Raw genomic sequence first — 23,691 nt, 5'->3', positions numbered from 1 at the left:
GACATCCCTCCGTAAGCTCCGAGGCGTCTCAGGGAGCGCGGGGCGGGCTACCCGAGGACGGTGTCGAGGTCAGTCCCTGCGGTAGGGCGCCATGTGTGGTCGTGCGAGGAGGGTCTCGATCCCTCGTCCGCGCAGCTCGACGCCCTCACCGATCTCCCAGTGTTCGGCTTCCTCGTGCGAGGCGAGGAACACCGCGCGGGCCGAACCGAGGACGCGGGTCGGTTCGTCTTTGGCGAGTTCGGTCAGCCGGGCGGCCTCGTTCACCGGGTCGCCGATGACGGTGTATTCGAGGCGCTGTTCGGCGCCGATGTGACCGGCAATCGCTTTACCCGCGGAGACGCCGATTCCGATGTCGGTGTCGCCGAGGGTCTCGTAGAGCTCGGCGCGCAACTCACGTGCGGAGGCCAATGCGCGCCCGGCGAAGTCGTCGAGGTCGAGCGGAGCGCCGAAGATGGCGAGGGCCGCATCACCCTGGAACTTGTTGACGAAGCCGCCGTGACGTCCGACGACAGCGACGACCACTCGGAAGAACTCGTTGAGCAGTTCGACGATCTCGCGCGGCGGACGGTTCACGGCCAGGCGCGTCGAGCCGACGATGTCGACGAACAGGACGCCGACGTAGCGTTCCTCGCCGCCGAGTTCGGTGCCGGTCTCGATGGCGCGTCGTGCGACGTCCTCGCCGACGTAGCGGCCGAACAGGTTGCGTAGTTCCTGGCGTTCGCGCAGGTCGGCGACCATGTCGTTGAAGCCTGCCTGCAGTAGACCGAGGTCGCTGCCGTCGTAGATCTTCACCGCGACGTTCAGGTCGCCGTCGCTGACCTTCGACTGCGCCCGACGCAGCTGTTTGATCGGGTCGTTGATCGCGGCGACCACTCGCACGATCGCGATGACGCTGAACGCGAGCGCCGACACCGCCATCCACAGGATCGGACGTTCCAGCCCGGTGGAGTCGGCTTCGATGATCCCGAGGCGGTGCAGCACGATCATCCCGATGATCACGACCATCGGCGCCACCACGCTGATCACCCAGAACGCCGTGATCCGGGTGGTCACGCTCGGCGCGATCGCGTGGTCGGGGTTGTTGGCCATCGCCGCGACGGTGATCGGCCGCAGCACCTTTTCGGCCTGCATGTAGCTCAGCGCGCACGTGACCATGGCACCGATGGCGCTCGCGATCGCGACGATGAAGGCGTTCTTGGACGACACCGTCAGATTGACCAGGGTGAACAGCGTGCCACCCACGACCCACAGCGCGGCGTTGACGACCGTCAGCAGGGTGGGCAGGGCGAGAGCGCGGCGTCGGGCGGCCTCGTTGTCGAGTCGCGTGCGTCTGCGATGCCACACGAGGACCGGCAGCGACAGCTGGATACTCGCGTAACCTCCGATGACCATCGCGATCAACAGGTAGCCCGCGAAGATCGCCTGATTCAGCGCGGTGATCTCGTCGAGACTGATCGAGTCCTGGAGTGGCATCCCGAAGCGGAGGAATGCGAAGGTGAACAGCGCGCCGACGAGGTTGGCACGGAGCATGTCGAGCGCGAGAATCGGCCACGGCGTATGAACCAGCCATCGGCCAAGGTGCAGGACCTTGGACCATCGCGACCGCTGTTCCACCACGGAGACTACGGTAGCTGGCTGCTTGCAATCGTTAAACACGGTTCCGCCCCGTTGGCGTGTCCGAACTGCGGTTTAGGGTGTCGTTGTGACCAATGTCTTTGATCGGCTGACCGGCCAAGAGGCGATCGCGGCCGATCTACGTGCCGCCGCCCGGGCCGCGCGGGTCCTCGCACAGGGGCTCGACGCGGGCAGCACCGAAGGTCTGTTCCTCCCCGACGACGAGATCCCGGGTGTCGATGCGGGATGGTCACGCGCGTCGATGACGCATTCCTGGCTCTTCACCGGACCGCCGGGGAGCGGCCGTTCGGTGGCCGCGACCTGTTTCGCGGCCGCACTGCAGTGCCAGACCCCCGACTCCGCGAACGTCGGCTGCGGCGAATGCCGCGCCTGCGTGACGGTCATGGCCAAGACCCACGCCGACGTCCGACACGTCGTGCCCGAAGGCCTGAGTCTCGCGGTCGGCGCGATGCGCGACATCGTGCAGGCCGCCGCACGACGCCCCGGAACCGGTCGCTGGCAGATCGTCATCGTCGAGGACGCCGACCGTCTCACCGAGCAGGCAGCGAATGCGCTCCTGAAGGTCGTCGAGGAGCCGCCACCGCGCACGGTGTTCCTGTTGTGTGCGCCGTCGGTGGACCCCGAGGACATCTCGGTGACCCTGCGGTCGCGATGCCGGCATGTCGCGCTGGTGACGCCGACGACCGCCGACATCGAACGCGTCCTCGTCGAACGCGACGGACTCGACCCGGAGCAGGCCCACTGGGCGGCGTCGGTCTGCGGCGGTCACATCGGTCGCGCCCGACGCCTCGCCACCGACCCCGACGCTCGTTCCCAGCGCGAGAAGGCGCTGGCGCTGGCACGGGCGGCGTCCCGGGATTCCACCGCCTACGCCGCGGCAGAGGAGTTGGTGCGGTCGGCGGAGGCCGCTGCCAAGGCGATCAGTGCCGAACTCGACGGGGCCGAGACCGAGCAGATGAAGACTGCGCTCGGCGCCGGCGGAACCGGCAAGGGAACCGCCCGGATGCCCCGCGGCAGCGCCGGCGCGCTGAAGGAACTGGAGAAGCGTCAGAAGTCGCGGGCCACGCGCGTCGGACGCGATGTCCTCGACCGTGCCCTCGTCGACCTCGCCGCGCTGTTTCGTGACGCGCTCGTCGTCGGGGTCTGGGCAAAGGTGACCGCGATGCACCCCGACAAGTCCGACGACATCTCGATACCCCTGGCCGGCTATGCCCGGCCCGAGCAGTTGCTGTCGTGCGTCGAGGCCGTTCTCGACTGCCGGGAGGCGCTGGACATGAACGTGAAGCCCAAGTTCGCGGTCGACGACATGGTCGCCAGGATCGGGTTGGCGCTCAAACGCAGGGTTGACGCCTGACGCGGTTCGGCGAGCGCCACCTCGATGTCTTGTCTGCTCGTCTCGGCGATGCCGTACGTGACCAGCAGCGTGGTGACCCATCAAGGAGATCGATGAGGAGAACCCCGTTCTGAAGAAGTGGCCGGCCCTATCATGGGTGGACGGTCGCGGGCCGTGCAGTCGATGAGCAAGGGAGCAGGCGATGTCCGACTTCATCCGCAAGATCAAGGAAGAGGCCAAAGCCGTCTCGGCCGCCATCGACCAGGAACTGACGGTCCTCGAAGGGGTTCCGGGGTACGACCCGCTGGCGGATGAGAAGGACGTGGAAGCCGCCGCCGACGAGCCCACCGCCGCCGACGAGGCCGAGGGCGAGCCGAGCAGGTAGACATGACGCACCGGCCGCCGGGTGGGGTCTCCCGCCCGGCGGCCGTCGTGCGTCATGGGCCCGGCTTCACTTCTGGACGAACCGCAGCAGGGCCTCGTTGACCTCGACGGCGTGCGTCCACAGCAGTCCGTGGGGAGCATCCTCGATCTCGACGTACTCAGCCGCCGGCACGGCTTCGTGGAAGCGGCGGCCGGTGGCGTCGATCGGCAGGATGTTGTCCGCGGTGCCGTGCACATGGGGTGCACGCGGTCGGGATGGACAAGGTGCGCGACGCGCCGGAAAGGCTACGGGCCGCCGAGACTTGCCGCGCAACTGTCGATCCTGGCGGAGGGGGCCCAGACGACCGCCGCGATCGCCGGCACCGCACAGGCTGCCGACGACGCGCGGAGTGCCGCCGAAATCCTGATCGATCAGGCTCTCGAATAAGTTGTCACTTGTTCGGAGGAATGGTCCGCCAAGCAATTAGTGGGTCATTTGAACCAATTGTTGAGGCATTCTGGTCGATTGATCTATCCGGAACGAATTTGGGCCATGATCGGTGATTGTTGAAACGGTATCCCGCCGAATCTCTAATTCGGTCTGCTAATGTTCCCGAGTAATCAACCCGTTGGAGAGTGCCTTCGGCACATGTTGACGCGCAACGGATCAGGGGCTGGGAAGGGTATGTGGATGCGATTCACGAAGGTGGCGACAGTAGGAATCGGGGTGGCGGCTGCGGCTGCGATGGGGTTCTCCGGATCGGGAGAGGCATCGGCAGCGCTGCTTCTGTCGTCGTCGTACCCTCACACACAATCCCTCAGTAATGGCACGGTGGCCGTGAAGGTGACCAACAAGACGTCGAAGACGGCGACGTGCTGGCTGTCCGTCCACAAGGCGAGCGACGAGACCGAACTCAAGATGCGCGCCACCGCCGTCAACGCGATCATCGCCACCGGCATCGAGTCCGGGCTGCTCGACAGCGCTCGTGAGGATGCAGCCGAAGGTGCGCTCAAGGTCGTGTGGAACGGCAAGAGCATCGCCGAGGACGGCTCGTCGACCGGACAGTGGGCCTCGGGTCGGACCGACACGTCGTATGCGATCTACCAGGAGTGCACGACCCCCGATCCGATCCTCGGGTTGACGATCAACGGCCTCGCGCAGGTCTACACCGTGACCGGAACCGGCAAGTCTCCTGACTCGCCTGACGATTCGGGCAACGGCAGCCTCGCAGGTCTGTTCGGCGGACTCCTCGGATAGTTCCTCGGACGGTGGGGGATCGGCGGGCCGAGACCTCTTGACCCCCGGCGTCAATGTCACATCGCTGCTCTGGGTGCATTGCTGTGCCCGCACGAAATCAGACACTCAATTCCCCGACGTTGTCGATCTTGTCGGGGTGTGCCTACGACACGTGTTGTAGGGCAATGAATCACGTGTCCGAAAGGGAACAGATGCGGTTTTCGCGGATGGCGCTGGCCGGAATCGGAGTGGCGGCTGGAGCCGCGGTGGCATTCACCGGGAGCGGAGAGGCTTCGGCGGCGCTGCTCCTGCCTTCGTGCAGGTCTACAAGGTGACCGGAACCGGTAAGGCTCCCGATAACCCGGGTGGTGGCGGCACTGGTGGTGGTGACACCGGTGGTGGCGACTCGGGCAACGGAAGCCTGGGAAATCTGTTCGGGTCGAGCTGATCCACTGGCCGGTTGGGGATCAGGCGGCCTCGCGGCCCGTCGAATCCCCACCGGCCGAGCTTGTTTCGGCGGAGTCCGACTTCTCCCGGTCCGTCCCGGCGTCCGATGAGTCGTCACCGCCGGTCGGTGAACCGGAGTCCCCGGCTCCGCTGTCTCCGGAGTCCGGTTTCTCCGAACCCGAGCCCGAACCCGAATCCTCAGAGTCAGGCGCTTCGGTGCCGCCGGGGCGGTCGTCGGCATCTCCGCTGCCGGGCTCGCCCTCGCCGCGGCCATCTGCGGGCGTCCGATCGTCGGTGGGGACGTCCTCGGCCGGCGGAACGATCCCCCCCGGCACGAACCCGCCGGATCTCGGCGGGTCACCCGGCTTCTCCGCGCCCGTCGCCACCTCGGACGGAACGGTGACGGTGTAACCATCGCCCGGTCGGTCCTGCTTGACCGAATCCACTGCTGTCACCGGCACCGCTGCGGTGTCGGGGTTCGGTGCCTGGGTCGGGTAGTAGGCCTCGGCGAGTTCGTCCCAACGAGCGAGGTCGTCCTTGTCGTAGGTGATCCCGAGCCGGTCGTGGACGGCAGCCACCAACAGCGCCAGGGGATGCGCGGCGTCGTAGACCAGGTATGTCGTGTTGCCGCTCTTGTACTCCTTCGGGTCACCCAGTCGTTCGACGTCGCCGTACGTGTGCGGTCCGGTGCCCGAGTGGATGGTGAGGAAGCCGGCCGCATTGACGATGAGCGACGCGACGGGCCGGTACGACACCCACTGGAAGTTGCTGACCGGGTCGCCGACGATGATCACCGACACGACCTCGACCTTGCCGGTGGCCTCCGGGTCGCGTGCGCCGTTCGCCTCGATCCCGGCCGCCTCGACGATCGGCTTGAGCCACGGCATGGCGTCGAGCCAGGCCTTGATGCCCCAGGGGCTCCGCGGGTCGGAGACCAGGACGACCATGTCCTTGCCCGGGACGAAGAAGTCGTCGTCGTAGGCCCGTGGGTTCTCGGCGGCATCGCCGAGTACGTCGGCGCCCTGCGAATAGCCGGTGTAGACGACGAACGGGCGGTCCTCGCCCATCTCGGCGAACGCGGCCATCACGGCCAGGTTCTGGTTCATCGCATGCTCTTTGGACTCGTCGTAGCCGGGCGAGAACGGAGCGATGGTGTTCGAGCGGCCGGCGATGACGGGTCCGAAGGACTCGGTGTAGTTGACGATGAGGGCCTGGCGGTTGCCGGCGTACGGGAGATTGCGCGGCATCAGCATGGTGTCGTCGGTCCCGGGTGTGACGACCATGATGGTGTCGTCGGGCAGGTCGGCGAAGATGTCGCTCGTGTTGTCGTGTTGGGTGGCTTCGCGGACGACGCCGCGGTCGATGAGGGATTCGACCACGGCGGTGACGTTCGTCGAGGCGACGGCGATCGGCACGACGGTGGCGAGAGACAATGCGCTGATCGTCAGCGAGGTGGCTGTCGCTCGCGACGGTTTACGAGGTGTTATGGCAGTCCGCGCCGGTTGAGACCGGTGCTTTCGTCCGCGACGTGCCCCCAATTGACCTCCTACAGTCGCATGGAGTGTAAGGAGCAGTGGGCTCGGAGTCTGTCATCCGAACGGATTAACGGGGCATACCTGGCACCGAATTATCTTTGCATCGCTAAGGGTTTAGCGGGCGGAAGATTCACTTGAAGGGCGGAAGAGGCTTCGGGTGTGCCTTCGGTAGTGGCGTGAGGGAGTGAATCCGTCGATGCGGGGAAGCGTCGTACGAGGGTCGAATCGTACGATCCTGGTGGAGCCGCCCAGGGGAATCGAACCCCTGACCTATTCATTACGAGTGAATTGCTCTACCGACTGAGCTAGGGCGGCGTGCTACGCGAGGCAGCGCAGACGAGTCTAGCGAGTCGATCGCCCGCAACAAAAACCGGCCCAGCTGTGCTGCCCCGCGCGTCGCCGCGCAGAATCGGCACCTGCGCGAAGAAGCGCCAGTTACAGCTGACGAACGGGCGTTGACCTGGAGATTCTGTGGCGGGTCGGGACTCAGAACGGGTAGTCGGAGCCGCACACCACCGGCACACGGTGGTCGGGGTCGAGCGCATTGCGGACGAGTGCGGCGACGGTCGGGGAGTAGGCCATGCCGACGTGACCGATCTTCGACGCCGGGCACACGTCCTGGACCAAGATGTTGACGACGTTCGGACCAGGTGTCATCAGCGTGACCTGGTACGGCGTCGAGATCTCGTCGTACCTGGTTGCGAAGTTGACGTAGTCGATCGACGGGTGCCGCGGGCCCCAGTAGCTCTGGCCGGGCGCCCGCGCCGGGAGTCGGTCGGTGATCGAGCCGACGCGGGAGAACCCCTGGTGTGATGCCGACAGCGCGATGATGGTGTCCACCTGCGCGGCGCGGCCGGGGAGTTGGGTCACGAGCTGGGCGATCGCTCCGCCCTGGCTGTGGCCGATGAGGTCGACCTTGGAGGCGCCGGTGGCGGCGAGGACCTTGTCGATGAACGGCGCGACCTGACGCGCGGATCGCTCCTTGTTGCCGAGGCCGCCGGTGGTGCCACTCCACGACGCCTGACCGTAGGTCGTGCTGAAGACGCAATACCCGGCGTTGGCGAGGGTCGGGGCGAGGTAGGCCCAGTTCGCGCTCTGGTTCATCGCGGTGGCATGCAGCAGGACGATAGGGTCGCGCCCTTCTCGATCCCGGCAGCCGAACCGGTTGCTGCCGGCCGGCGACTCGGTTGCCGGACCCAGGTAGTGCGCGGCGATCGCCTCGTCGGGATTCGTGGTGACCGGGAAGGGCGCGGCCTGCGCGGCGCCCGGGACGAGCAGCACGCAGGCCGCGGCAAGCGCGGTCGCGGCGGCGGCGAGGCCTGATCGGAGACGGCTCATGGGAGCATTGTCGCCCACGACCGTCGGCGCGACAGGCACTCTCGGACCTACGCGAGAATTTCGGCCATCTGCGTCAGGCGGATGCTGTTGCCCGACGGGTCCCGGAAGCCCGCGTCGATCCCGTATGGCCGCTCTTCGGGCTTCTCGGTGAATTCGACGCCGCGGGCGGACAATGCCTCGTAATCGGCCCGGCAGTCGTCGGTGGTGAGGAAGACGGTCCCCGCGAAACCCTTGGACATCAGGCTGTGGATCTCACCGGAAATCTCGGCCTCGAAGGCAGGCGGACCGGGGATGTCCATCAGCACGATGGAGACGTCGTCCTGTCCGGGCGGGCCGACGGTGAGCCAGCGGAACCCGCCCATTTCCGGGAGCGAGACGTCCGAGCGGACCTCCATCCCGACCTTCGTCGTCCAGAATTCCAGGGCCTCGTCCTGGTCATGGACCCACAGCTGAGCGCTGGCGATACGAATCATGGTGTGCACCTTTCGAATTGGTTCGTGGTCGGGCGTGTTCTCCCGGTGGTGGAACCAAAGTTACGGCCGCGCGGGTGCGGCGGTCTTCTTCCCGTGTGCTGTCTTCGGAAGCTGCTCGGCCGGCGCTGCGGACGGTTCCGGACGTTCGACGCGACTCGACGGTCCGGGCCGCGAGTAGACCCGCAACACACACGCGGGTACGTGAGCATAGGTGGCCGCGGGTGGGAACGAATCACGGTACGCGGTCGGCGTCTTGCCGAATGCGCGCGTGAAGCTCGTGGTGAACGATCCGACGCTCGACAGTCCCACCGACATGCAGATGTCGGCCACTGTGCGATCCGTCGACCGCAACATCGCTGCGGCCCGCTCGAGTCGCCGGGTCTGCAGGTAGGAATGCGGGGATTGGCCGAATGCGGCGGTGAACGCGCGCGAGAAGTGTGCGCGGGACAGCTTTGCCGCGGCGGCCATGTCGTCGACGGTCAGCGGTTCGGCGAACCGGACGTCGGCGAGATCCTTGGCGCGCAGCAGGTGGCGCGCCGGATGTGCGCTGGACATGGATTGATTATGCCGATCCCGCGATGACCCCGCGCCCTGTTCGACCGTCGGCTAGGTGACATCGCGACGGAGGAATTCGACGCCGCGCGGGGACAGTTCGTAGCCCACCTCGAGGCTCTCGGTCAGCCCGAGTTTCTTCAGCTTGGTGACGTCGTTCTTGAAACCCGCTCGGTCCCTGCCGAGTTCGACCGCGAGTTCGGTGGACACGACGCCGGGCCGGCGGGCGATGATCGCGAGGGTGTCCCGTGTCCAGGGTCCGTGTTCGGAGCGAGTGTCCATTCGATCGAGCCGCGAACGGATCTCCGCGACAGCGTCGTCGGAGAGATCGTCGTCGGCGCGCAGTGCGATCCGGGGATCCTCCCCGATGCAACGCAGTCCGATCCGGTAGGTCGGATTATCGGTGTTGACGCACAGCGTCGCCCGTATCGCATCGGCGTCCTCGTAGCCTGCCCGGCGGGCGTCCTCCGTGCTGAGCTGCGCGGGATCGACTCGCTCGAGGGACGTCACCTCGATGACGTGTGTCAGGGCGATGAAGCTCGATCCGGGACGGATGCGGGGACGCCCCCAGCGACGGAAGGCGAGGTCGACGGAACCGTCGGCGACCCCGCGCGCCACTGCAGCTGTGAGAAGCACGCCTCCGACCGTAGCGAGCGCGTTGGGGTCGCGCTGAGAGTCGGGATGAGTGCCTGTCGTGCCTGTGGATGACACCTGAGATGTTGCTGAGAGCTGTTGTAGGGTGACCCGAGATCAGCGACGGCAGTGCCGGCGCCACGGGGGGATCTTCCTTTGGTGTCGTGTCGTCGCGTGCACAACTGACAACGACGATCACCAGCCGGGGGGAGGGGGTCTCATGGTGCTGCAGCGTCCGCAGTCTTTGTGGTTCCCCGACGTTGCCGCCTGGCCGTCCTCCGGTGCCACGCCGGCGGTCGATCTGGCCGCTCACCTGGCTCGATTCCGATCCGTCGACGCAGTTCAGAGCGATGCCGGCGGCACGGCCGTGGCGGTGCTCGGCGCTCCGGCCACTTCTGTCGGGCGATCGGTGACGAGGGGTGAAACCCCCGTGGCCGCGGTTCCCGAGAAGCCCTCTTCCGATCTCGACTCCTTCCTCGCCGAGGCCGAGAGATCGGTCCGCGCGAAGCGAAAGGCCGTGTCCGGCATCGCTCCCGGGTGGCGCCGATTACTGGGTTCGGGACCGCGGATCGCGGGTGCGGCAGCTGCAGTTCTTGTGATTCTGACCACAGGCGTTGTCGCAATCTCGATGACTGGTGCCGACTCCGGGCGCTCCGCTGTGGCTGTGGAAACCTCCGAATCCGCCTCGCCGACCGAGGGGCCGACGACGTCGGCGGTCGCCCGCAACCCGGCGTGTGCGCAGCGTCCCGTCGGGTCGGGGACGACGGTGTCGAACGACGACGAGAAGGGCGACCAGGAGTCCGGTCCGGGCGCGATCCGCGCGTTCAACCACGCCTACTACGTACTGCGCTCGGCGAAAGCCGCACGCGCGGTTGCCGCCCCGGGTGCCGTCGCCTCCGAGTACGTCATGCAGCAGTACATCGATCAACGCCCGATCGGCACGCGGCACTGTCTGAAGATCACCGAACGGGCTCCCGGTGAGTACTCCGTCGTGCTCACCGAGTTGCAGCCCGACGCGGCGCCCATCACCTATCGCCAGGTCATCCGCACGTCGACGACGGGCGGCAAGACGTTCATCCAGTCCATCAGGTCCGTCGAATGAGTTCACGCGCAGCGTCATCGGGAGTCGCGCAGAAAGGTTGTACCGAGATGTCTCAGAGTCGTGGTCGGCATCGTAGGCGTCGGAGGCCGAGTGGTCCGGTTCTGTCGGTGACGTCTGCTGTTGTGGCGGTGTCGATCACGGCTGGTGCGGGTGCGGCGTTTGCTGTTCCGGAGCAGGGTGGTACCGATCCGTCGGATTCGGTGCCGGGTCAGGGTGGTACGAGTCCGTCTGATGTTGCGCCGGGTGCTCCGGCTCCGGGTGACACGGTGGTGCAGCCTGTGGTGGTGCCGGGTCCGGGTTCGGTTCCGGGTCCGCCGGTGGAGGCTCCGTATCGTTCGTACGACGATGCGAGTTCGTGGAGTTATGAGCGGCCGTATTCGCCGGTGATCACCAATCCTGTTGTGCCGCAGGTTGCTCCGCCGGTGCGTCCGATTGCGCCGCCGCCGGACAAGATTCGTGCGGGCAACTTCGTGACCGATATTCCTGAGGGTCTGTCGGACAAGGATGTGAACTCGATCAATGCGTGGTCGGCGTATGGCGAGGCGAAGATTGCTCAGGGTTTGATCTCGGTGGGTGTGCCGGAGGACGAGGCGAGTCGTCGGGCAGCTGCGACGATCATCGGTGTCATGGCCGGCGGTACGGCAGGTGCTGTCGCGCTGGGTATTCCGTCGGCGGTGGTTGGTGCTGTTGGTGGGGCTGGGGTCGGTGCGATCGCTGGTCTGGGAGTCAGCTGGATCACTACCGCTGGTGCAACGGCTTTCTTTGATGTGCCTGTCGGCGCTGGAATCGGTGCTGCAGTTGGCGGGATCGGGGCTGGCGCAGCCGGTGCAGCGCTCGGCTTCGCGATCGGTGGCACCGCTGGTGGTCTCCTCGCTTACTCCCTCGGGGCTGGTGATCCGGGTGCCAACCCGGATGAGCCGTGGAGGCAGAACCGCCCTCGGCATGCGGCGCCTGAGGTAAAAGAAGAGAATCAGTTTGAGTTTCACCTCTCGCCGGCCGAAGCGCGTCGCTCTGGCCTTCCGGCTGTTGACTATGTCGTCAACAGCCGCGGGGATGTGAATCTCAAGGTTGGGGCATCGGCGGTGAAATGGTCTGCTGCGCAGGCCAGGTCGCCCTATTCGGTCTTTGGCGAGGGCGCAGAGAAGTCCGTCCGGGACTGGACCAGGGCGCAATCGGACGGCTTGAAGAACGCCATCCCCGGCAGTGAAGTCCTCTGGCCGACGGAGAATGAATAGTCCTATGACGAGCGCTAGAGCGACAGCCCCACACCCAGTCCGTCGAACACATGCAAGTGTTCAGCACACGATCGAGTTCACCCCGCGGATGGGTCGCGCCGGAGAGAAGAGCATGCGACGGACAAGTGGAGGATTGAGATGAGAAGACTGTTCATCGGATTGATTGCTGGAGTTAGCGTGATCGTGTCCACCGGCATAGGGGCGGGTGGTGCGGCCGCTGCGCCCATCCCGAACATCGCGCTCTACGGCCATAATCTCGCGACAATGGGAGACCATTCCCTGTGCCGTGGCACTGTCAACCTCGCGATTCACACTCCACAGAACAAGCGCGGCGTGGTTCGTGTGACTGCACGGTCACTCGGATTCGGTGGTGACGGCGCCAGCTGGAAACGAAATCCAAAGTGCCGAGTACTATTCCAGACGACTTACACCAGTCTTCGGGGCTATGCACTGCACAAATGGGTGCCAGCAACGTTCGGTCCCCGTCCCGGTGAGAAGACAGAATGGGATGTCCCGACCGGATCGGGTCCGGCGACCATCGGTATCACGACGTACGCGGTGAACAATCCGGTCAGGACACCCACAGGTGGTCTCGTGGGTTTCCACATGCTTGTCCCGTAGAAGTACTCGTGTGTCAGATGACGAGCCTGCATGAACTCGCTTGACCACGGCAACCAGCCGCGAACTCCGTACCCTGATCGACGATGACTGGCCTGATACAGCCGCGCGACGGCGACCCGCAATCTTGGGATGAGCGGGCCGTCGTCGTTTGTGGAACCGCGGGCGGGGTCGGCACGTCTGTCGTGTCGGCCCTCCTCGCCGAACATCGCGCCGCGTCGACCCTCGGCCTGCTGTCGTGGTGGGTCGACGCGTCCGGCAACGACTGCGACATCGAGCTCCGACTCCGCGGAACTGGCAACGAAGAGCTGCTGCGCACCGCGTCGGGCACTGGTCTCTGGCTGCCTCCCGAGGAGGCGGCAGTCACCGACGCTGTGGTGGAGGTATGGCGGCAGGGCGCGGTGCCGGTCGTCGACGCCGGGGCGCACCCGCTCACGCTGCTGCCCGAACTCGCCGAAGACGACCTCCCGAACCTCACGCCGGTGCTCGTGATCAGCCCACGACCCGACCTGCTCAACCGGGCACGGGTCATCTTCACCGAATGGGACCGCGCGGGGGTGCTCGAGCGCACCGTCGTCGTGATCGGGTCCCAGCTTCCGGTGCCACAGCAGAAAGGCCTCGCGGACATGCTGGTCGGGGTCGTCTCCGGGGCGGTCGGCACGGTGATCGGCCTCGACTACGACCCGGTCATCGGCGCCGGGACCGCACTGGACCAGGACGCTCGACGCGGGTTTCTGCCTGCGACGGCCGAGGCGATCGCGAAACTGGCCGCAGCGACGTCGAACCAGCGCTGACAACGTTTCCACAGTGCGGGCTGAGTGCCGGAATCCGGCACTGAGCCCGCACTCTGTGTCAGCACCCCTTTCGCATCCGCGGTCCAGCAGGCAGCATGGGGGAGTATGACCGGCTCAACACGCAGTCCGCTGTCCCGTGCCCAGGCAACCGAAGCCGTACCCGATCCCTGGCGGGTGATCGGGTACAAGCTCCAGGCGGCCTATCGCACCGGTTCGATGGTGCGAGGTCTCGAGTTCATCACCAAGATCGTCGACGCGGCCGAGGCGGCGAACCACCACCCCGACATCGATCTGCGCTACGGCTCAGTGCATCTCGTTCTCACAACGCACAGTGCCCACCAGCTGACCGAGGCCGACGTCGCACTGGCGAACCGCATCGCGGGCATCGCGATCGAGATGGGCCTCGAGACGTTCCCCGAGCCCGCCGGCCAGTTCGACGTGGGGATCGACGCGCAGGACATCGAGGCCATCCGACCGTTCTGGAGGGCGGTGCTCGGCTATTCCGACGCGGTGGGTGACGAGTCCGTCGATCTGATCGATCCTGCCGGACGTCTGCCTGCCGTCTGGTTCCAGCAGATGGATTCCCCACGACCGGAACGCAACCGGGTGCACTTCGATCTGTGGGTGCCCCACGACGAGGTACACGAACGCCTGCAGGCAGCGATCACCGCGGGTGGCCAGCTACTGACCGATGAGTACGCGCCCGCGTGGTGGGTTCTCGCCGACACCGAAGGCAACGAGATCTGCCTGTGTACCTGGCAGGAACGGACCGACTGACGGTCAGTCGGGGTACATCGTCTGGGTGAACGCCATCCGGTCGCCTCGATAGAGTGAGCGGCGGAATTCGATGGGAACGCCCTGTCGTCGTACGACTGGCGCTTGAGCACGAACATCGGCGTACGCGCATCGACGTGTAGCAATGCCGCTTCGCGCGCGTCGGGAAGAGTGGTCTCCATCGTGTCCTCCGTTCTGCCGAAATTGATTCCGCGTCTCGCAAATTCGGCGTACAGAGATGACGACACCTCGAAGTTCGGCTCGAGATCGGGATACCGGTGGGCCGGTAGACGGGTCGTGTCGAGTCCTATCCGCACGCCGGCGGTGGTGATGATCCTGCCGTCGAGCAAGAGTTCTCGGAGTGCTTGACGAATGGTCTCGCGGGACACCGAGAATGCTTCGGCGAGTTCACGTTCCGCAGGGAACGGATCGCCCTCGACGAGATCTTCCAGCAGTCCTTCGAGCCGTGATCGAACCACCTGGTGCTTCAGAACACGCGGCCGCTCGAACAGATCCATGCTGCCGAAGATCAAGACTTGGTCTAGACCAAATGGAAGCCGAGTGTTCATCTGGAGTTCGGAGGAACCACCCGAATTGGGCTATACCAAAGGTGAGAGTTGTGCGCATGCAGACTTCAGGCAGCATCCGCATACCGAACTCGGAGGTCATCGACTCGACTGTCCCCCAGTACATCACCGGTCCCGTTCAGCTGGTCGTCTTCGACATGGCCGGTACCACCGTCGTCGACGACGGTCTCGTCACCCAGGCCTTCGAGGCAGCCGCCACCGCGGTCGGCGTCCCCGAGGCGGGAGAGACACGTGAACGCGCCCGCAAGTACGTGCTCGACACCATGGGGCAATCGAAGATCGCGGTCTTTCGTGCCCTCTTCGGCGCCGAGGGTGCAGCCGAAACCGCCAACGAAGAGTTCGAACGCGCCTACGGAGAACTGATCACCCGCGGAGTCGAACCCGTGGCGGGGGCTTCCGAAGTACTCGCCGGTCTTCGCGCTCGGGGCATCGCGACCGCCTTCACCACCGGGTTCAGTCCCGCGACGCAACAGCGAATCCTCAGAACTCTGGGATGGACCGAGGCCGTGGACCACGTCCTGGCACCTACCGCGGGCCTGCGCGGCCGGCCATACCCGGATCTCGTACTCGCCGCGGCCCTGACCGCACAGGTCGACGACCTGGCCAACGTGATCGTCGTCGGCGACACCTCCAGTGATATCGAGACCGCCCGTCGTGCGCGCGTCGGCCTTTCGGTCGGGGTCCTCACGGGCGCACACGACGAGGCCACCCTCCGTGCGGCCGGTGCCGACGCCGTGCTCGCCTCGGTCGCAGACCTCCCCGCGCTGATCCCCGACTCCTGAGCACTCCCTTCCCCAGAATCGCGTCACCCCATGATGATTCGCCGGCTCCTCGACGTCGACATCCGCACGTCCACGGTCCTCGGCGTCGTCGGTGCCGGCGGTATCGGTCTCCTGCTGTCCGAGTCGATCCGCACGCTCGGTCTCGAGGTCGTCTGGGCGATCGTGATCGTCATCTTCGTCATTGTGTTCGCCATCGAAAGGTTGCCGGGATGGATACGTTCGAAACAGGTCTGACCCGTGCGGCCGTGTGGCGGGGCGATCGGATCGACATCGTCGAGATGCCGCTGCCCGCACCGGGGCGAGGAGAGATCGTCGTCAGAATCCGACTGGCGACGGTCTGCGGCAGTGATCTGCACACCGTCAGTGGGCGTAGACAGTCGCCGTGCCCGTCGGTCCTCGGGCACGAAGCGGTCGGCGAGGTCGTCGCAGTCGGCGCGGGCGCACCCGCGCGGGTGGGCGACCGGGTCGTGTGGTCGGTCACGGTCGCGTGCGGTGAATGCGACCGCTGCGGGCGCGGGATCACCGCCAAGTGCCGGCGAGTACGGAAAGTCGGTCACGAGTCCTTCGACAGTGACTGGACGTTGTCGGGAGGCTATGCCACACACATCGTGCTGCCTTCGGGTACCGCGGTGGTCAGGGTTCCGGAGCATCTCGGCGACGCGGTGGCCGCTCCGGCCGCCTGTGCGACGGCCACGGTCATGGCCGCGGTCGAGCGCGCCGGCGACATGTCGGGCCGCAGGGTGTTGATCGGGGGTGCCGGCATGCTGGGTACGACCGCCGCGGCGGTGTGCACCGACCGCGGGGCCCACGCGATGATCGTCGACCCCGACCGGGTCCGACTCGGACAAGCGGTCAGCTTCGGAGCTCTGCTCGACGACGGCGAGATGGTCGATGCAGTACTCGATTTCACCGGTGCCGCGTCGTTCATCCGGGAAAGCCTTCCGCGGCTGGCGATCTCCGGGGCGCTTGTTCTCGCCGGGTCCGTCGCCCCGGGGCCGTTGCTGGAAGTCGATCCGGAGCAGATCGTCCGACGCTGGTGGACGATCACCGGCATCCACAACTATGAGCCACGCCATCTGCGGGAGGCTGTCGCCTTTCTCGGCCGCACGGTGGACCGTCATCCTTGGTCGGAACTGGTGACCGATCCGCTACCACTCGAACAGATCGAGACCGCGGTGCGGTCGGCCCCCGGCCGCAAGCTACGCGTCGCCGTCGCGCCGTAGACCCCGAAACCGATGGGAAACGAGAGGATCTGAATCGATGCGCGTGATCATCGTCGGAGCCGGAATCACCGGAACCGCGCACGCCTGGATGGCCGTCGAACGAGGTCACGACGTCGTTCACCTCGACCGTGAGCTGGAGGCGCGGGGCGCGACGGTCCGCAACTTCGGTCTGGTGTGGGTGTCGGGCCGGTCGGCGCCCGAACTGGAGACACGCTGCGGTCGCGCGTGCTCTGGGAGGAGATCGGGGCACTGGTTCCGGCTGTCGGATTTCGCGCCAATGGGTCGATCACATTGCTGCGCAACGCTGCCGAAGTGGCAGTCGCAGAGGAGGTCGTCGCCCGCGAGGATGCGGACCGCCGCGGCTTCCACCTCCTCACGAGAGCCCAGGTCGCCGAGGTCAATCCCGCCCTTCAAGGCGAATACCTTGCCGGACTGCACTGTACGAGCGATGCCGCGGTCGAGTCACGACAGGCGATGCCGGCTCTCCGAGCGCATCTCGCGCGTTCGGGGCGGTATACATTCGTGCCGGGTGTGGAGGCTCGCGACATCTACGGGACCTCTGTGCGTGACGACGCCGGCACGGTTCACGGCGGTGACTGTGTCCTGTTGTGCCCCGGGGCAAATCACCGCGGTCTTCTGCACGAGGTGTTCGGCGAACTCCCGATCCGCCGGGTGCGGCTGCAGATGATGCAGACGTCCCCGCTCGGGCAGCGGCTGACGACCTCCATCGCCGACGGCGACAGTCTGCGTTACTATCCGGGGTTCGCCGGGACGGCGCTGGACGAACTGCGGCGAACCGAGCCGCAACGACCGATCGCAGCCGAGCAGGGCATGCAGTTGCTGTGTGTTCAGCGGCTCCACGGCGGGCTGACCATCGGGGACACCCATGAGTACGAGGAGCCGTTCGCGTTCGACATCGACGAGGACCCCTACGCGCATCTGGTGGCGGTGACGGAGGGCCTGCTGGGCAGGGCCCTACCGCAAATTCAACGACGCTGGGCCGGTGTCTACAGCCAGTGCACCGAACCCGACCGCATCGTGTGCCGGGAGTCGATCGCCGACGGAGTCTGGGCCGTCACCGGCCCCGGCGGGCGGGGGATGACGCTGGGGCCCGCCATCGCGGAAGAATCTGCGGGACTGATGGGCTGGTAGCGGCCTGGCGCCGCGGTGAGCGGCGCCAGGCGCAACCTTCGATCAGGAGCAGAGACCCTCGTCCTGCGCGGCCTTGGCGACCGCGGCCGCGACCGCCGGTGCGACCCGGTCGTCGAGCGGGCTGGGCACGATGCGATCGGCGCGCAGGTCTTCGGCGGCGACCGAGAAGATCGCTTCTGCCGCAGCGATCTTCATGCCCTCACTGATCCGGCGGGCGCCGGCGTCGAGTGCGCCCTTGAAGACGCCCGGGAAGGCGAGCACGTTGTTGATCTGATTCGGGAAGTCACTGCGTCCGGTCGCGACGACGGCCGCGTACTTGGCGGCGGCCTCGGGGTGGATCTCGGGATCGGGGTTCGACAGTGCGAACACGATCGCGTCGTCGTTCATCGACGCGATGATCTCCTCGGGGATGAGGCCGGCCGAGACGCCGATGAAGACGTCCGCGCCCTCGAGGGCCTCCACGGCGCCGCCGGTCAGACCACGCGGGTTGGTGCGGCTCGCCAGATCGGCCTTCGACTCGTTCAGGCCGTCGCGTCCCTCCGAGACGATGCCCTTCGAGTCGAGCACGATGACGTCCGAGACGCCCACGGCCAGGAGGATGTTGGCACATGCGACGCCCGCGGCGCCGGCGCCGGAGATCACCACGCGCAGGCTGGTGATGTCGCGGCCGAGGTGCGTCGTCGCGCCCTTCAGGGCGGCGAGTACGACGATGGCGGTGCCGTGCTGGTCGTCGTGCATGACCGGGCAGTCGAGGGCCTCGATCACGCGGCGCTCGATCTCGAAGCAGCGTGGCGCCGAGATGTCCTCGAGGTTGACCGCGCCGAAGCTCGGACGCAGACGGATCAGGGTCTCGACGATCTCGTCGGGATCCTTGGTGTCGAGGACGATCGGGATCGAGTTCAGCCCGGCGAAGCTACGGAACAGTGCGGACTTGCCCTCCATGACCGGCAGCGACGCACGCGGGCCGATGTCACCGAGACCGAGCACAGCCGATCCGTCGCTCACCACGGCCACCAGACGGTCGGTCCAGGTGTACTTGTTCACCAGGGTGGCGTCGGTGTCGATCGCGCGTGACACCTGGGCGACGCCCGGGGTGTAGGCGATCGACAGGTCGCGCTGAGTGTCGATCGGCGAGCGCAACTCGACGGACAGCTTGCCGCCGGCGTGCGCCAAGAAGATCTCGTCATCGGTGATCGGCAGATCGGCAATGGCCGGTTCGGTGATCGGGGTGTCGCCCATACGTGTGTCCCCCATACGTGTCTCCTCCGTGCTCGTCACGGTCGGGTCCTCCTGAATGCCGCGAAACGCGGGTTGCATCGTCTCGCCGGCCACGTTGCCCGCGAGCTGTCGAGATCCGCATCGACGCGAGCGGGTGGCTCAGCGGACGCGATCAGGGCTCGTGAGCGAGGGTGACGCTCGTTACGGCCGCATCAAGTGTCTCACCGATGAGGACCGTCATGGAAGTCGGGTCTGCCCTGGTGACGGCGCCATCAGGCATTGGTAAGGTACAACTTGTGTCTATGTCGCATGCCTCCGCGGAATCCGCTGCTGAGCGGGTATATGCCGAGGTCAAAGAGCAAATTCTCACAAACGAGATCGCTGGCGGTGAGCTGATCAGCGAGGGTGAGATCGCTTCGAGGTGCTCCGTGAGCCGCACTCCCGTGCGTGAGGCATTCCTGCGGCTCGAGACCGAGGGGTGGATGCGGCTCTACCCGAAGCGAGGAGCGCTCGTGGTACCGATCGGAGACCGCGAGAAGCGCGACGTCGTCGACGCCCGACGTCTCCTCGAAGGTCACGCGGTCCGCGCGGTCACCTCCCGGCCCGCCGCCGCGGCCGAGCTGGCCGCGCGACTGCGAGCCAACCTCGAGGCGCACCGGCGAGCCGACACGACCGACGTCGCCGAGTTCTCGCGGCTCGACGCCGAGTTCCACCAGCTGATCGCCGCTGCCGGCGACAACCCGCTCCTCGCCGACTTCTACACGACGCTGGGCGAGCGGCATCGCCGCATGACGATCGCCTCGGTGCACCGCGACGCCGGGGTGGCCGCCCGCATCATCACCGACCACCTCGGCCTCCTCGGCGCCATCGAGTCCGCCGACGCCGACCGTTTCGAACACCTCTTGGCGGGGCACCTCGCCGGTGTCCATGACCTCCCGGGAGAACCCGCATGACCGACAACCGCCGCCGCTTCGGATGGCCCGCGGTCTCGCTGGCCGTCTTCGCGACCGCGTGGGGCGGTAACGAGTTCACCCCGCTGCTCGTCATGTACCGCCAGATCAGCGGTCTTTCGCCGGTCGTCGTCGACGCCCTGCTGTTCGCATATGTCTTCGGCATCGTCCCCGCACTGCTGATCGGCGGACCGCTGTCGGATCGGTTCGGACGTCGTCCCCTGATGCTGCCGGCGCCGGTGTTCGCGGCGCTGGGCTCGGTGTTGCTGGCCGCGGGGTCGCAGTCGGTGGAGTTGCTGACCGTGGGACGCATCTGCAGCGGCGTCGCGCTCGGTCTGTCGATGGCGGTCGGCGGCAGCTGGATCAAGGAACTGTCCGACCGCGACGGTGCGCGAGCCGGGATCGGCGCCGGACGTGCGGCGATGAGCCTGACCGCCGGCTTCGGAATCGGCGCGGGTGTCGCCGGCGTGCTCGCCCAGTGGGGCCCGTGGCCGCACGTGCTGCCGTACCTGGTGAACATCGCCGTCGCGGTGTGCGCGGGAGCTCTTCTGACTGTCGTCCCCGAGACGCGTTTCCCCAGCCTGTCGCCCGGCCGCCTGCGCGACGACCTGCGTATCCCGGCCGCCGGTCACCGACGGTTCATGTTCGTGGTCCTGCCGGTCGCGCCGTGGGTCTTCGGTGCCGCCGCGACGGCGTACGCGATCATCCCGGCGCTCATGTCGGCACGGACCTCCGGGGCGCCGATCGCCTTCGCCGCCCTGTGCTGCGTCCTCGGACTCGGCGCCGGGTTCGGCATCCAGTCGGTGGGTCGGCGCATCGATGTGCCGGGCAGTTCGCGCGGCGTGGTCGTCGCGCTCACGACCCTCGTCGCGGGCATGCTCGTCGCCGCCGTGGCGGCACACGTGCTGACCGTGTGGCTGTCACTGGTCGCCGCAACCCTGCTCGGCTGCGGCTACGGGATGGCCCTGATCGCCGGCCTGCTCGAGGTGCAGCGCATCGCCGGTCCGGACGACCTCGCCGGTCTGACCGCGGTGTTCTACAGCGTGACCTACCTCGGCTTCGCCGTCCCCGCGGTCCTGGCCTGGATCACCGGGACCTGGACGTCGATCACCTACACGGAGATGTTCGTGTTCGGTGCGGTCGCAGCCCTGGTCTGCCTCGCCGTCGCGGCGTCCGGGCACTCGAAGCATCGCCCGGAGGTCCTCCCGGTGTCCGACGGGCAACCGATGCCCGACGAGAGCGTCGTCACCGGACAGTCGCACTGATACGGCGCCGGGTACCCTGCTGAGTGTTTGGTCGGGGCCCGGCAGGGAGTGGAAACGGGTCTCAACCGCGGGGTGACAGGCGAGTGTGGAAAGGCGCGGGGTGATGGTGCTGGCTGCGTGGGTCGTGATCGTGTCCGCGCTCGTGCTGATCCTGCCTGGTGCATTCGTAGGACGCCGGATGAACCTGTCGTGGCCGGTGGCGCTCGCGGCGGGACCGGCCATCACGTTCGCGCTGGTCTCGATCCTCACCGTGCTGTACTCCGCGGTCGGCTTCGTGTGGAACCCGATCTCGGCGCTCGTGGGGCTGGTTCTCGCTCTCGCGGTGGCGTGGGCGTATTCCCGCCTGCTGCGCACCGGCGTCGCACGACGGTTTGTGCCGGTGCCTGCGGATACGAGCGAACCAGGAGTCGGGCGTACCGCGATGCTGCGCGTGGTCGCCGGTCTCGGTCTCGGCGGACTCATCATCGCGATCACCTGCATCCGGCCGGTGGCCAAGACCGCGTTCGCGGGACTCGACAACATCTCGCAGGTGTGGGACTCGTTGTGGCACGCCAGTTCTCTGCGGTGGATCCACGAGACCGGGATCGGTTCGGCCCTGCGCATGGGCGAGCTGATGAACTACGACACCCACGGGTTCAACTATTACCCGAACACGTGGCATGCCCTGGGCGCCTTGCTGTTCCCGTTGACCGGCGCGAATCCGGTCGAGTTGTACAACACGTATTCGCCTGCGGTACTGGCGGTCACGGTGCCGCTGGGTGTGGCGTCACTGGCCTACTGGTTCGCCCGACACCGCTACGACGTCGACACCTCCGCTCTCATCGCGGGTACCGCCGCCGCCGTCGCCGCGCTGTTCCCGTCACTGCCGTACGTCGAAGTGCAGCTGACGTCGGTGCCGAATGCGGTTGGCGTGAGTCTTGCTCCGGTCGCGGCGGTACTGGTTCTCAGCGTGGTCCGCGACCGGTCTCGTGTGCTACCGGCCGCCCTGGCGGTGGCCGGTGTGACGGCCACGCATCCCTCCGGTCTGATCCTCGTCGGTGTCATCGTGGGACTGTGGTGGCTGTGTGAGGGCCTCTGGCGACCGGCGGTGAGCCGTGTGGGTGATCTCGCGACCCTCGCGGTCACGGCCGTCCTCACGCTGATCCTGATCTTCCCGGTGGTCCTCGGCACGATCCGCGTCGCGGACACCAACGAACTCCCGTTCTTCGACTTCCGTGAAGAAGGGATCGGAATACTCGACGGCCTGGCGCAGGGTGCGTTCAACGGCACGATCCCGCTGAATCTCGATCACTTCCCGGTCTGGCCGCTGATCATCGTGACCGTCCTCGGCCTCGGGGTCCTGGCCTGGTTGCGGTGCTGGGCCGGACTCGCGGCGTGGCTGGTCTTCGCGCTCGTGACGGCGAACTCGGTGGTGTCACTCGGCCCGCTGTCCTACCCGCTCGGCGCCATCGGGGGCTACTTCTACAACTCGCCGCACCGACTCACCTTCGTGGTCGCCATCTTCTCGGCGGCGGCCGCAGGTGTCGCGATCGGCGTGTCCGTGGTCGCCCTCATCGGCGTCATCGGGCGGCGGTTCGGGCCGTCGGACGAGACCTCCACCACGGGCACGAACCGCGCCGGTTGGGTGGTCGCGACCACGTACGTGGTGTTGCTGGCCCTGATCGCCGGCGCCGCGGTGGTCCGCTACTCGCCGAACGCGCAGATCGCGTCGAAGGAACGGGGCGGCAAGTACATCGGCCCTGACGACCTCGCCGCCTACGCATGGCTCGCCTCGCAACCCGACGCCCAGGACGTGCTCGTCCTCAACAACCTCGACCAGGGCACCGGTTGGATGTACCCGGTCACCGGCGTCACCCCGATGTTCCCGTTCTACCGCGCCAACGAGTTCTCCGATCGGCAGCGCGACGTCTTCTGGGGTGTCGCGAAGATCGGCGCCGACCCCGCGATCGACCAGATCGTCCGGGACATGAACGTGCACTACGTGATCGACTCCCCGACGAGCTACTGGGAGTTCCAGCGCGGCCGGCCCGATCCCGAGAACGGCCACCAGGGCGACCCGTTCCTGGAACTGCGCGAGAACGGGGCCCCCGGTCTGACCGAGGTGTTCCGGCAGGGCGAGGCCGTCGTCTACCGCGTCAACGACCTGGTGTACCCGCCTGCGCCGGTGGAGGGTGTGCCGGCTGTGGGCGTCCCGCCGGCCGAGGCGCCGCCCGTCGGCTGACCCGGGACGAGGTCGTATGTGGTCCGGCGTCCTCGGCTTTGGTGCGAGGCCTGCTCGTCGCGCCGCCCTTCGCGAGCATCGGGCTTTCTGCTTCAGACCGGTATGACGTTGTGCCCGGATTCCGGGCACAACGTCATACCGATGCCATCTCAGGCGCGCGGGTATGCGGCGGCGAGCATTATCGAGGCGAGGGTGGCTTCGGCGTCGGAGGCGTTGCGTAGGTC

General features: G+C 66.9%; 19 protein-coding genes, 1 tRNA gene and 5 pseudogenes. 15 read left to right on the top strand and 10 right to left on the bottom strand.

Going from position 1 to position 23,691, the window contains the following annotated elements; all coding sequences use genetic code 11:
• Positions 1-69: 69 nt before the first annotated feature.
• Positions 70-1,530 (bottom strand): adenylate/guanylate cyclase domain-containing protein, encoded by a 1,461-nt coding sequence (locus tag BPODLACK_RS12360; RefSeq protein WP_081712464.1) that lies wholly within the window; start codon positions 1,528-1,530, stop codon positions 70-72.
• Between the two features lie 172 nt (positions 1,531-1,702).
• Between BPODLACK_RS12360 and BPODLACK_RS12355 the strand changes: the two genes are divergently transcribed.
• Complete coding sequence (locus BPODLACK_RS12355) at positions 1,703-2,989, top strand: DNA polymerase III subunit delta' (protein ID WP_159405409.1); 1,287 nt, start codon at positions 1,703-1,705, stop codon at positions 2,987-2,989.
• Between the two features lie 181 nt (positions 2,990-3,170).
• Positions 3,171-3,353, top strand: coding sequence for a hypothetical protein (locus tag BPODLACK_RS12350; RefSeq protein WP_024499531.1), 183 nt, complete (start codon positions 3,171-3,173; stop codon positions 3,351-3,353).
• Between the two features lie 66 nt (positions 3,354-3,419).
• Here the strand turns inward: BPODLACK_RS12350 and BPODLACK_RS12345 are convergent.
• A pseudogene (locus BPODLACK_RS12345) lies at positions 3,420-3,587 on the bottom strand (alpha/beta fold hydrolase); the annotation flags it as partial.
• A 54-nt stretch (positions 3,588-3,641) separates the two neighbouring features.
• Between BPODLACK_RS12345 and BPODLACK_RS12340 the strand changes: the two are divergent.
• Together BPODLACK_RS12340 and BPODLACK_RS12335 are read left to right on the top strand one after the other, a co-directional pair.
• Positions 3,642-3,779, top strand: a pseudogene (locus tag BPODLACK_RS12340) (TetR/AcrR family transcriptional regulator); the annotation flags it as partial.
• Positions 3,780-4,022: 243 nt separating this feature from the next.
• Positions 4,023-4,589: a hypothetical protein gene (locus tag BPODLACK_RS12335; RefSeq protein ID WP_024499529.1), complete on the top strand. Its 567-nt coding sequence runs from the start codon at positions 4,023-4,025 to the stop codon at positions 4,587-4,589.
• Between the two features lie 446 nt (positions 4,590-5,035).
• Here the strand turns inward: BPODLACK_RS12335 and BPODLACK_RS12330 are convergent, their stop codons facing one another.
• The 6 genes from BPODLACK_RS12330 to BPODLACK_RS12305 all read right to left on the bottom strand — a co-directional run bounded on the left by BPODLACK_RS12330 (position 5,036) and on the right by BPODLACK_RS12305 (position 9,549).
• On the bottom strand, positions 5,036-6,448 hold the full coding sequence (locus tag BPODLACK_RS12330; RefSeq protein ID WP_024499528.1) for a PE-PPE domain-containing protein: 1,413 nt from the start codon (positions 6,446-6,448) through the stop codon (positions 5,036-5,038).
• A gap of 341 nt (positions 6,449-6,789) precedes the next feature.
• Positions 6,790-6,865: transfer RNA gene (locus BPODLACK_RS12325), tRNA-Thr, on the bottom strand.
• 171 nt (positions 6,866-7,036) lie between these two features.
• Positions 7,037-7,888 carry an esterase/lipase family protein gene (locus tag BPODLACK_RS12320; RefSeq protein ID WP_024499527.1) on the bottom strand — a complete coding sequence of 284 codons (852 nt, stop codon included), beginning with the start codon at positions 7,886-7,888 and terminating at the stop codon, positions 7,037-7,039.
• Between the two features lie 47 nt (positions 7,889-7,935).
• Entirely contained in the window at positions 7,936-8,361 is a 426-nt protein-coding gene (locus BPODLACK_RS12315) for a VOC family protein (RefSeq protein ID WP_006435059.1), read from the bottom strand.
• A gap of 60 nt (positions 8,362-8,421) precedes the next feature.
• Positions 8,422-8,916, bottom strand: a complete 495-nt coding sequence (locus BPODLACK_RS12310; protein ID WP_024499526.1) for a helix-turn-helix domain-containing protein — start codon at positions 8,914-8,916, stop codon at positions 8,422-8,424.
• A 51-nt stretch (positions 8,917-8,967) separates the two neighbouring features.
• On the bottom strand, positions 8,968-9,549 hold the full coding sequence (locus BPODLACK_RS12305; protein ID WP_024499525.1) for a hypothetical protein: 582 nt from the start codon (positions 9,547-9,549) through the stop codon (positions 8,968-8,970).
• A gap of 661 nt (positions 9,550-10,210) precedes the next feature.
• Here BPODLACK_RS12305 and BPODLACK_RS23570 point away from each other — a divergent pair.
• From BPODLACK_RS23570 to BPODLACK_RS12285, 4 genes are all read left to right on the top strand, one after another.
• Positions 10,211-10,648: a hypothetical protein gene (locus tag BPODLACK_RS23570; RefSeq protein ID WP_232513054.1), complete on the top strand. Its 438-nt coding sequence runs from the start codon at positions 10,211-10,213 to the stop codon at positions 10,646-10,648.
• 47 nt (positions 10,649-10,695) lie between these two features.
• The gene (locus tag BPODLACK_RS12295) at positions 10,696-11,883 is read left to right on the top strand and encodes a hypothetical protein (protein ID WP_394854767.1); all 1,188 of its coding nucleotides are present in this window, start codon (positions 10,696-10,698) and stop codon (positions 11,881-11,883) included.
• A gap of 704 nt (positions 11,884-12,587) precedes the next feature.
• Positions 12,588-13,295: a hypothetical protein gene (locus BPODLACK_RS12290; protein ID WP_024499522.1), complete on the top strand. Its 708-nt coding sequence runs from the start codon at positions 12,588-12,590 to the stop codon at positions 13,293-13,295.
• A 105-nt stretch (positions 13,296-13,400) separates the two neighbouring features.
• Positions 13,401-14,072: a VOC family protein gene (locus BPODLACK_RS12285; RefSeq protein WP_024499521.1), complete on the top strand. Its 672-nt coding sequence runs from the start codon at positions 13,401-13,403 to the stop codon at positions 14,070-14,072.
• 3 nt (positions 14,073-14,075) lie between these two features.
• Here the strand turns inward: BPODLACK_RS12285 and BPODLACK_RS12280 are convergent.
• Positions 14,076-14,587 (bottom strand): annotated as a pseudogene (locus BPODLACK_RS12280) (GntR family transcriptional regulator).
• A gap of 101 nt (positions 14,588-14,688) precedes the next feature.
• Between BPODLACK_RS12280 and BPODLACK_RS12275 the strand changes: the two are divergent.
• The 4 genes and pseudogenes from BPODLACK_RS12275 to BPODLACK_RS12260 all read left to right on the top strand — a co-directional run bounded on the left by BPODLACK_RS12275 (position 14,689) and on the right by BPODLACK_RS12260 (position 17,813).
• Complete coding sequence (locus BPODLACK_RS12275) at positions 14,689-15,438, top strand: phosphonatase-like hydrolase (RefSeq protein ID WP_024499520.1); 750 nt, start codon at positions 14,689-14,691, stop codon at positions 15,436-15,438.
• A 45-nt stretch (positions 15,439-15,483) separates the two neighbouring features.
• Positions 15,484-15,672 (top strand): annotated as a pseudogene (locus BPODLACK_RS12270) (phosphonate ABC transporter, permease protein PhnE); the annotation flags it as partial.
• Complete coding sequence (locus tag BPODLACK_RS12265) at positions 15,648-16,661, top strand: zinc-binding dehydrogenase (RefSeq protein WP_024499518.1); 1,014 nt, start codon at positions 15,648-15,650, stop codon at positions 16,659-16,661. The pseudogene BPODLACK_RS12270 and the gene BPODLACK_RS12265, both read left to right, overlap by 25 nt.
• Before the next feature lie 37 nt (positions 16,662-16,698).
• Positions 16,699-17,813: pseudogene (locus BPODLACK_RS12260) on the top strand (TIGR03364 family FAD-dependent oxidoreductase).
• Positions 17,814-17,855: 42 nt separating this feature from the next.
• Here BPODLACK_RS12260 and BPODLACK_RS12255 read toward each other — a convergent pair.
• A complete protein-coding gene (locus BPODLACK_RS12255) occupies positions 17,856-19,052 on the bottom strand; it encodes an NAD(P)-dependent malic enzyme (protein ID WP_051349647.1) in 1,197 nt (398 codons plus the stop codon).
• A gap of 281 nt (positions 19,053-19,333) precedes the next feature.
• Here BPODLACK_RS12255 and BPODLACK_RS12250 point away from each other — a divergent pair, with 281 nt between their 5' ends.
• From BPODLACK_RS12250 to BPODLACK_RS12240, 3 genes are all read left to right on the top strand, one after another.
• Entirely contained in the window at positions 19,334-19,984 is a 651-nt protein-coding gene (locus BPODLACK_RS12250) for a GntR family transcriptional regulator (protein ID WP_024499516.1), read from the top strand.
• Positions 19,981-21,246: an MFS transporter gene (locus BPODLACK_RS12245; protein ID WP_024499515.1), complete on the top strand. Its 1,266-nt coding sequence runs from the start codon at positions 19,981-19,983 to the stop codon at positions 21,244-21,246. Before BPODLACK_RS12250 ends, BPODLACK_RS12245 begins: the two co-directional genes overlap by 4 nt.
• A gap of 103 nt (positions 21,247-21,349) precedes the next feature.
• Positions 21,350-23,467 carry a DUF6541 family protein gene (locus tag BPODLACK_RS12240; protein WP_159405408.1) on the top strand — a complete coding sequence of 706 codons (2,118 nt, stop codon included), beginning with the start codon at positions 21,350-21,352 and terminating at the stop codon, positions 23,465-23,467.
• Positions 23,468-23,691 lie beyond the last annotated feature (224 nt).

It is taken from the genome of Gordonia sp. YY1 (assembly GCF_009872315.1).
Lineage (GTDB): Bacteria > Actinomycetota > Actinomycetes > Mycobacteriales > Mycobacteriaceae > Gordonia > Gordonia amicalis.
The sequence above is the reverse complement of the archived record's forward strand: the minus strand, read 5'-3'. Positions and strand labels throughout refer to the sequence as shown.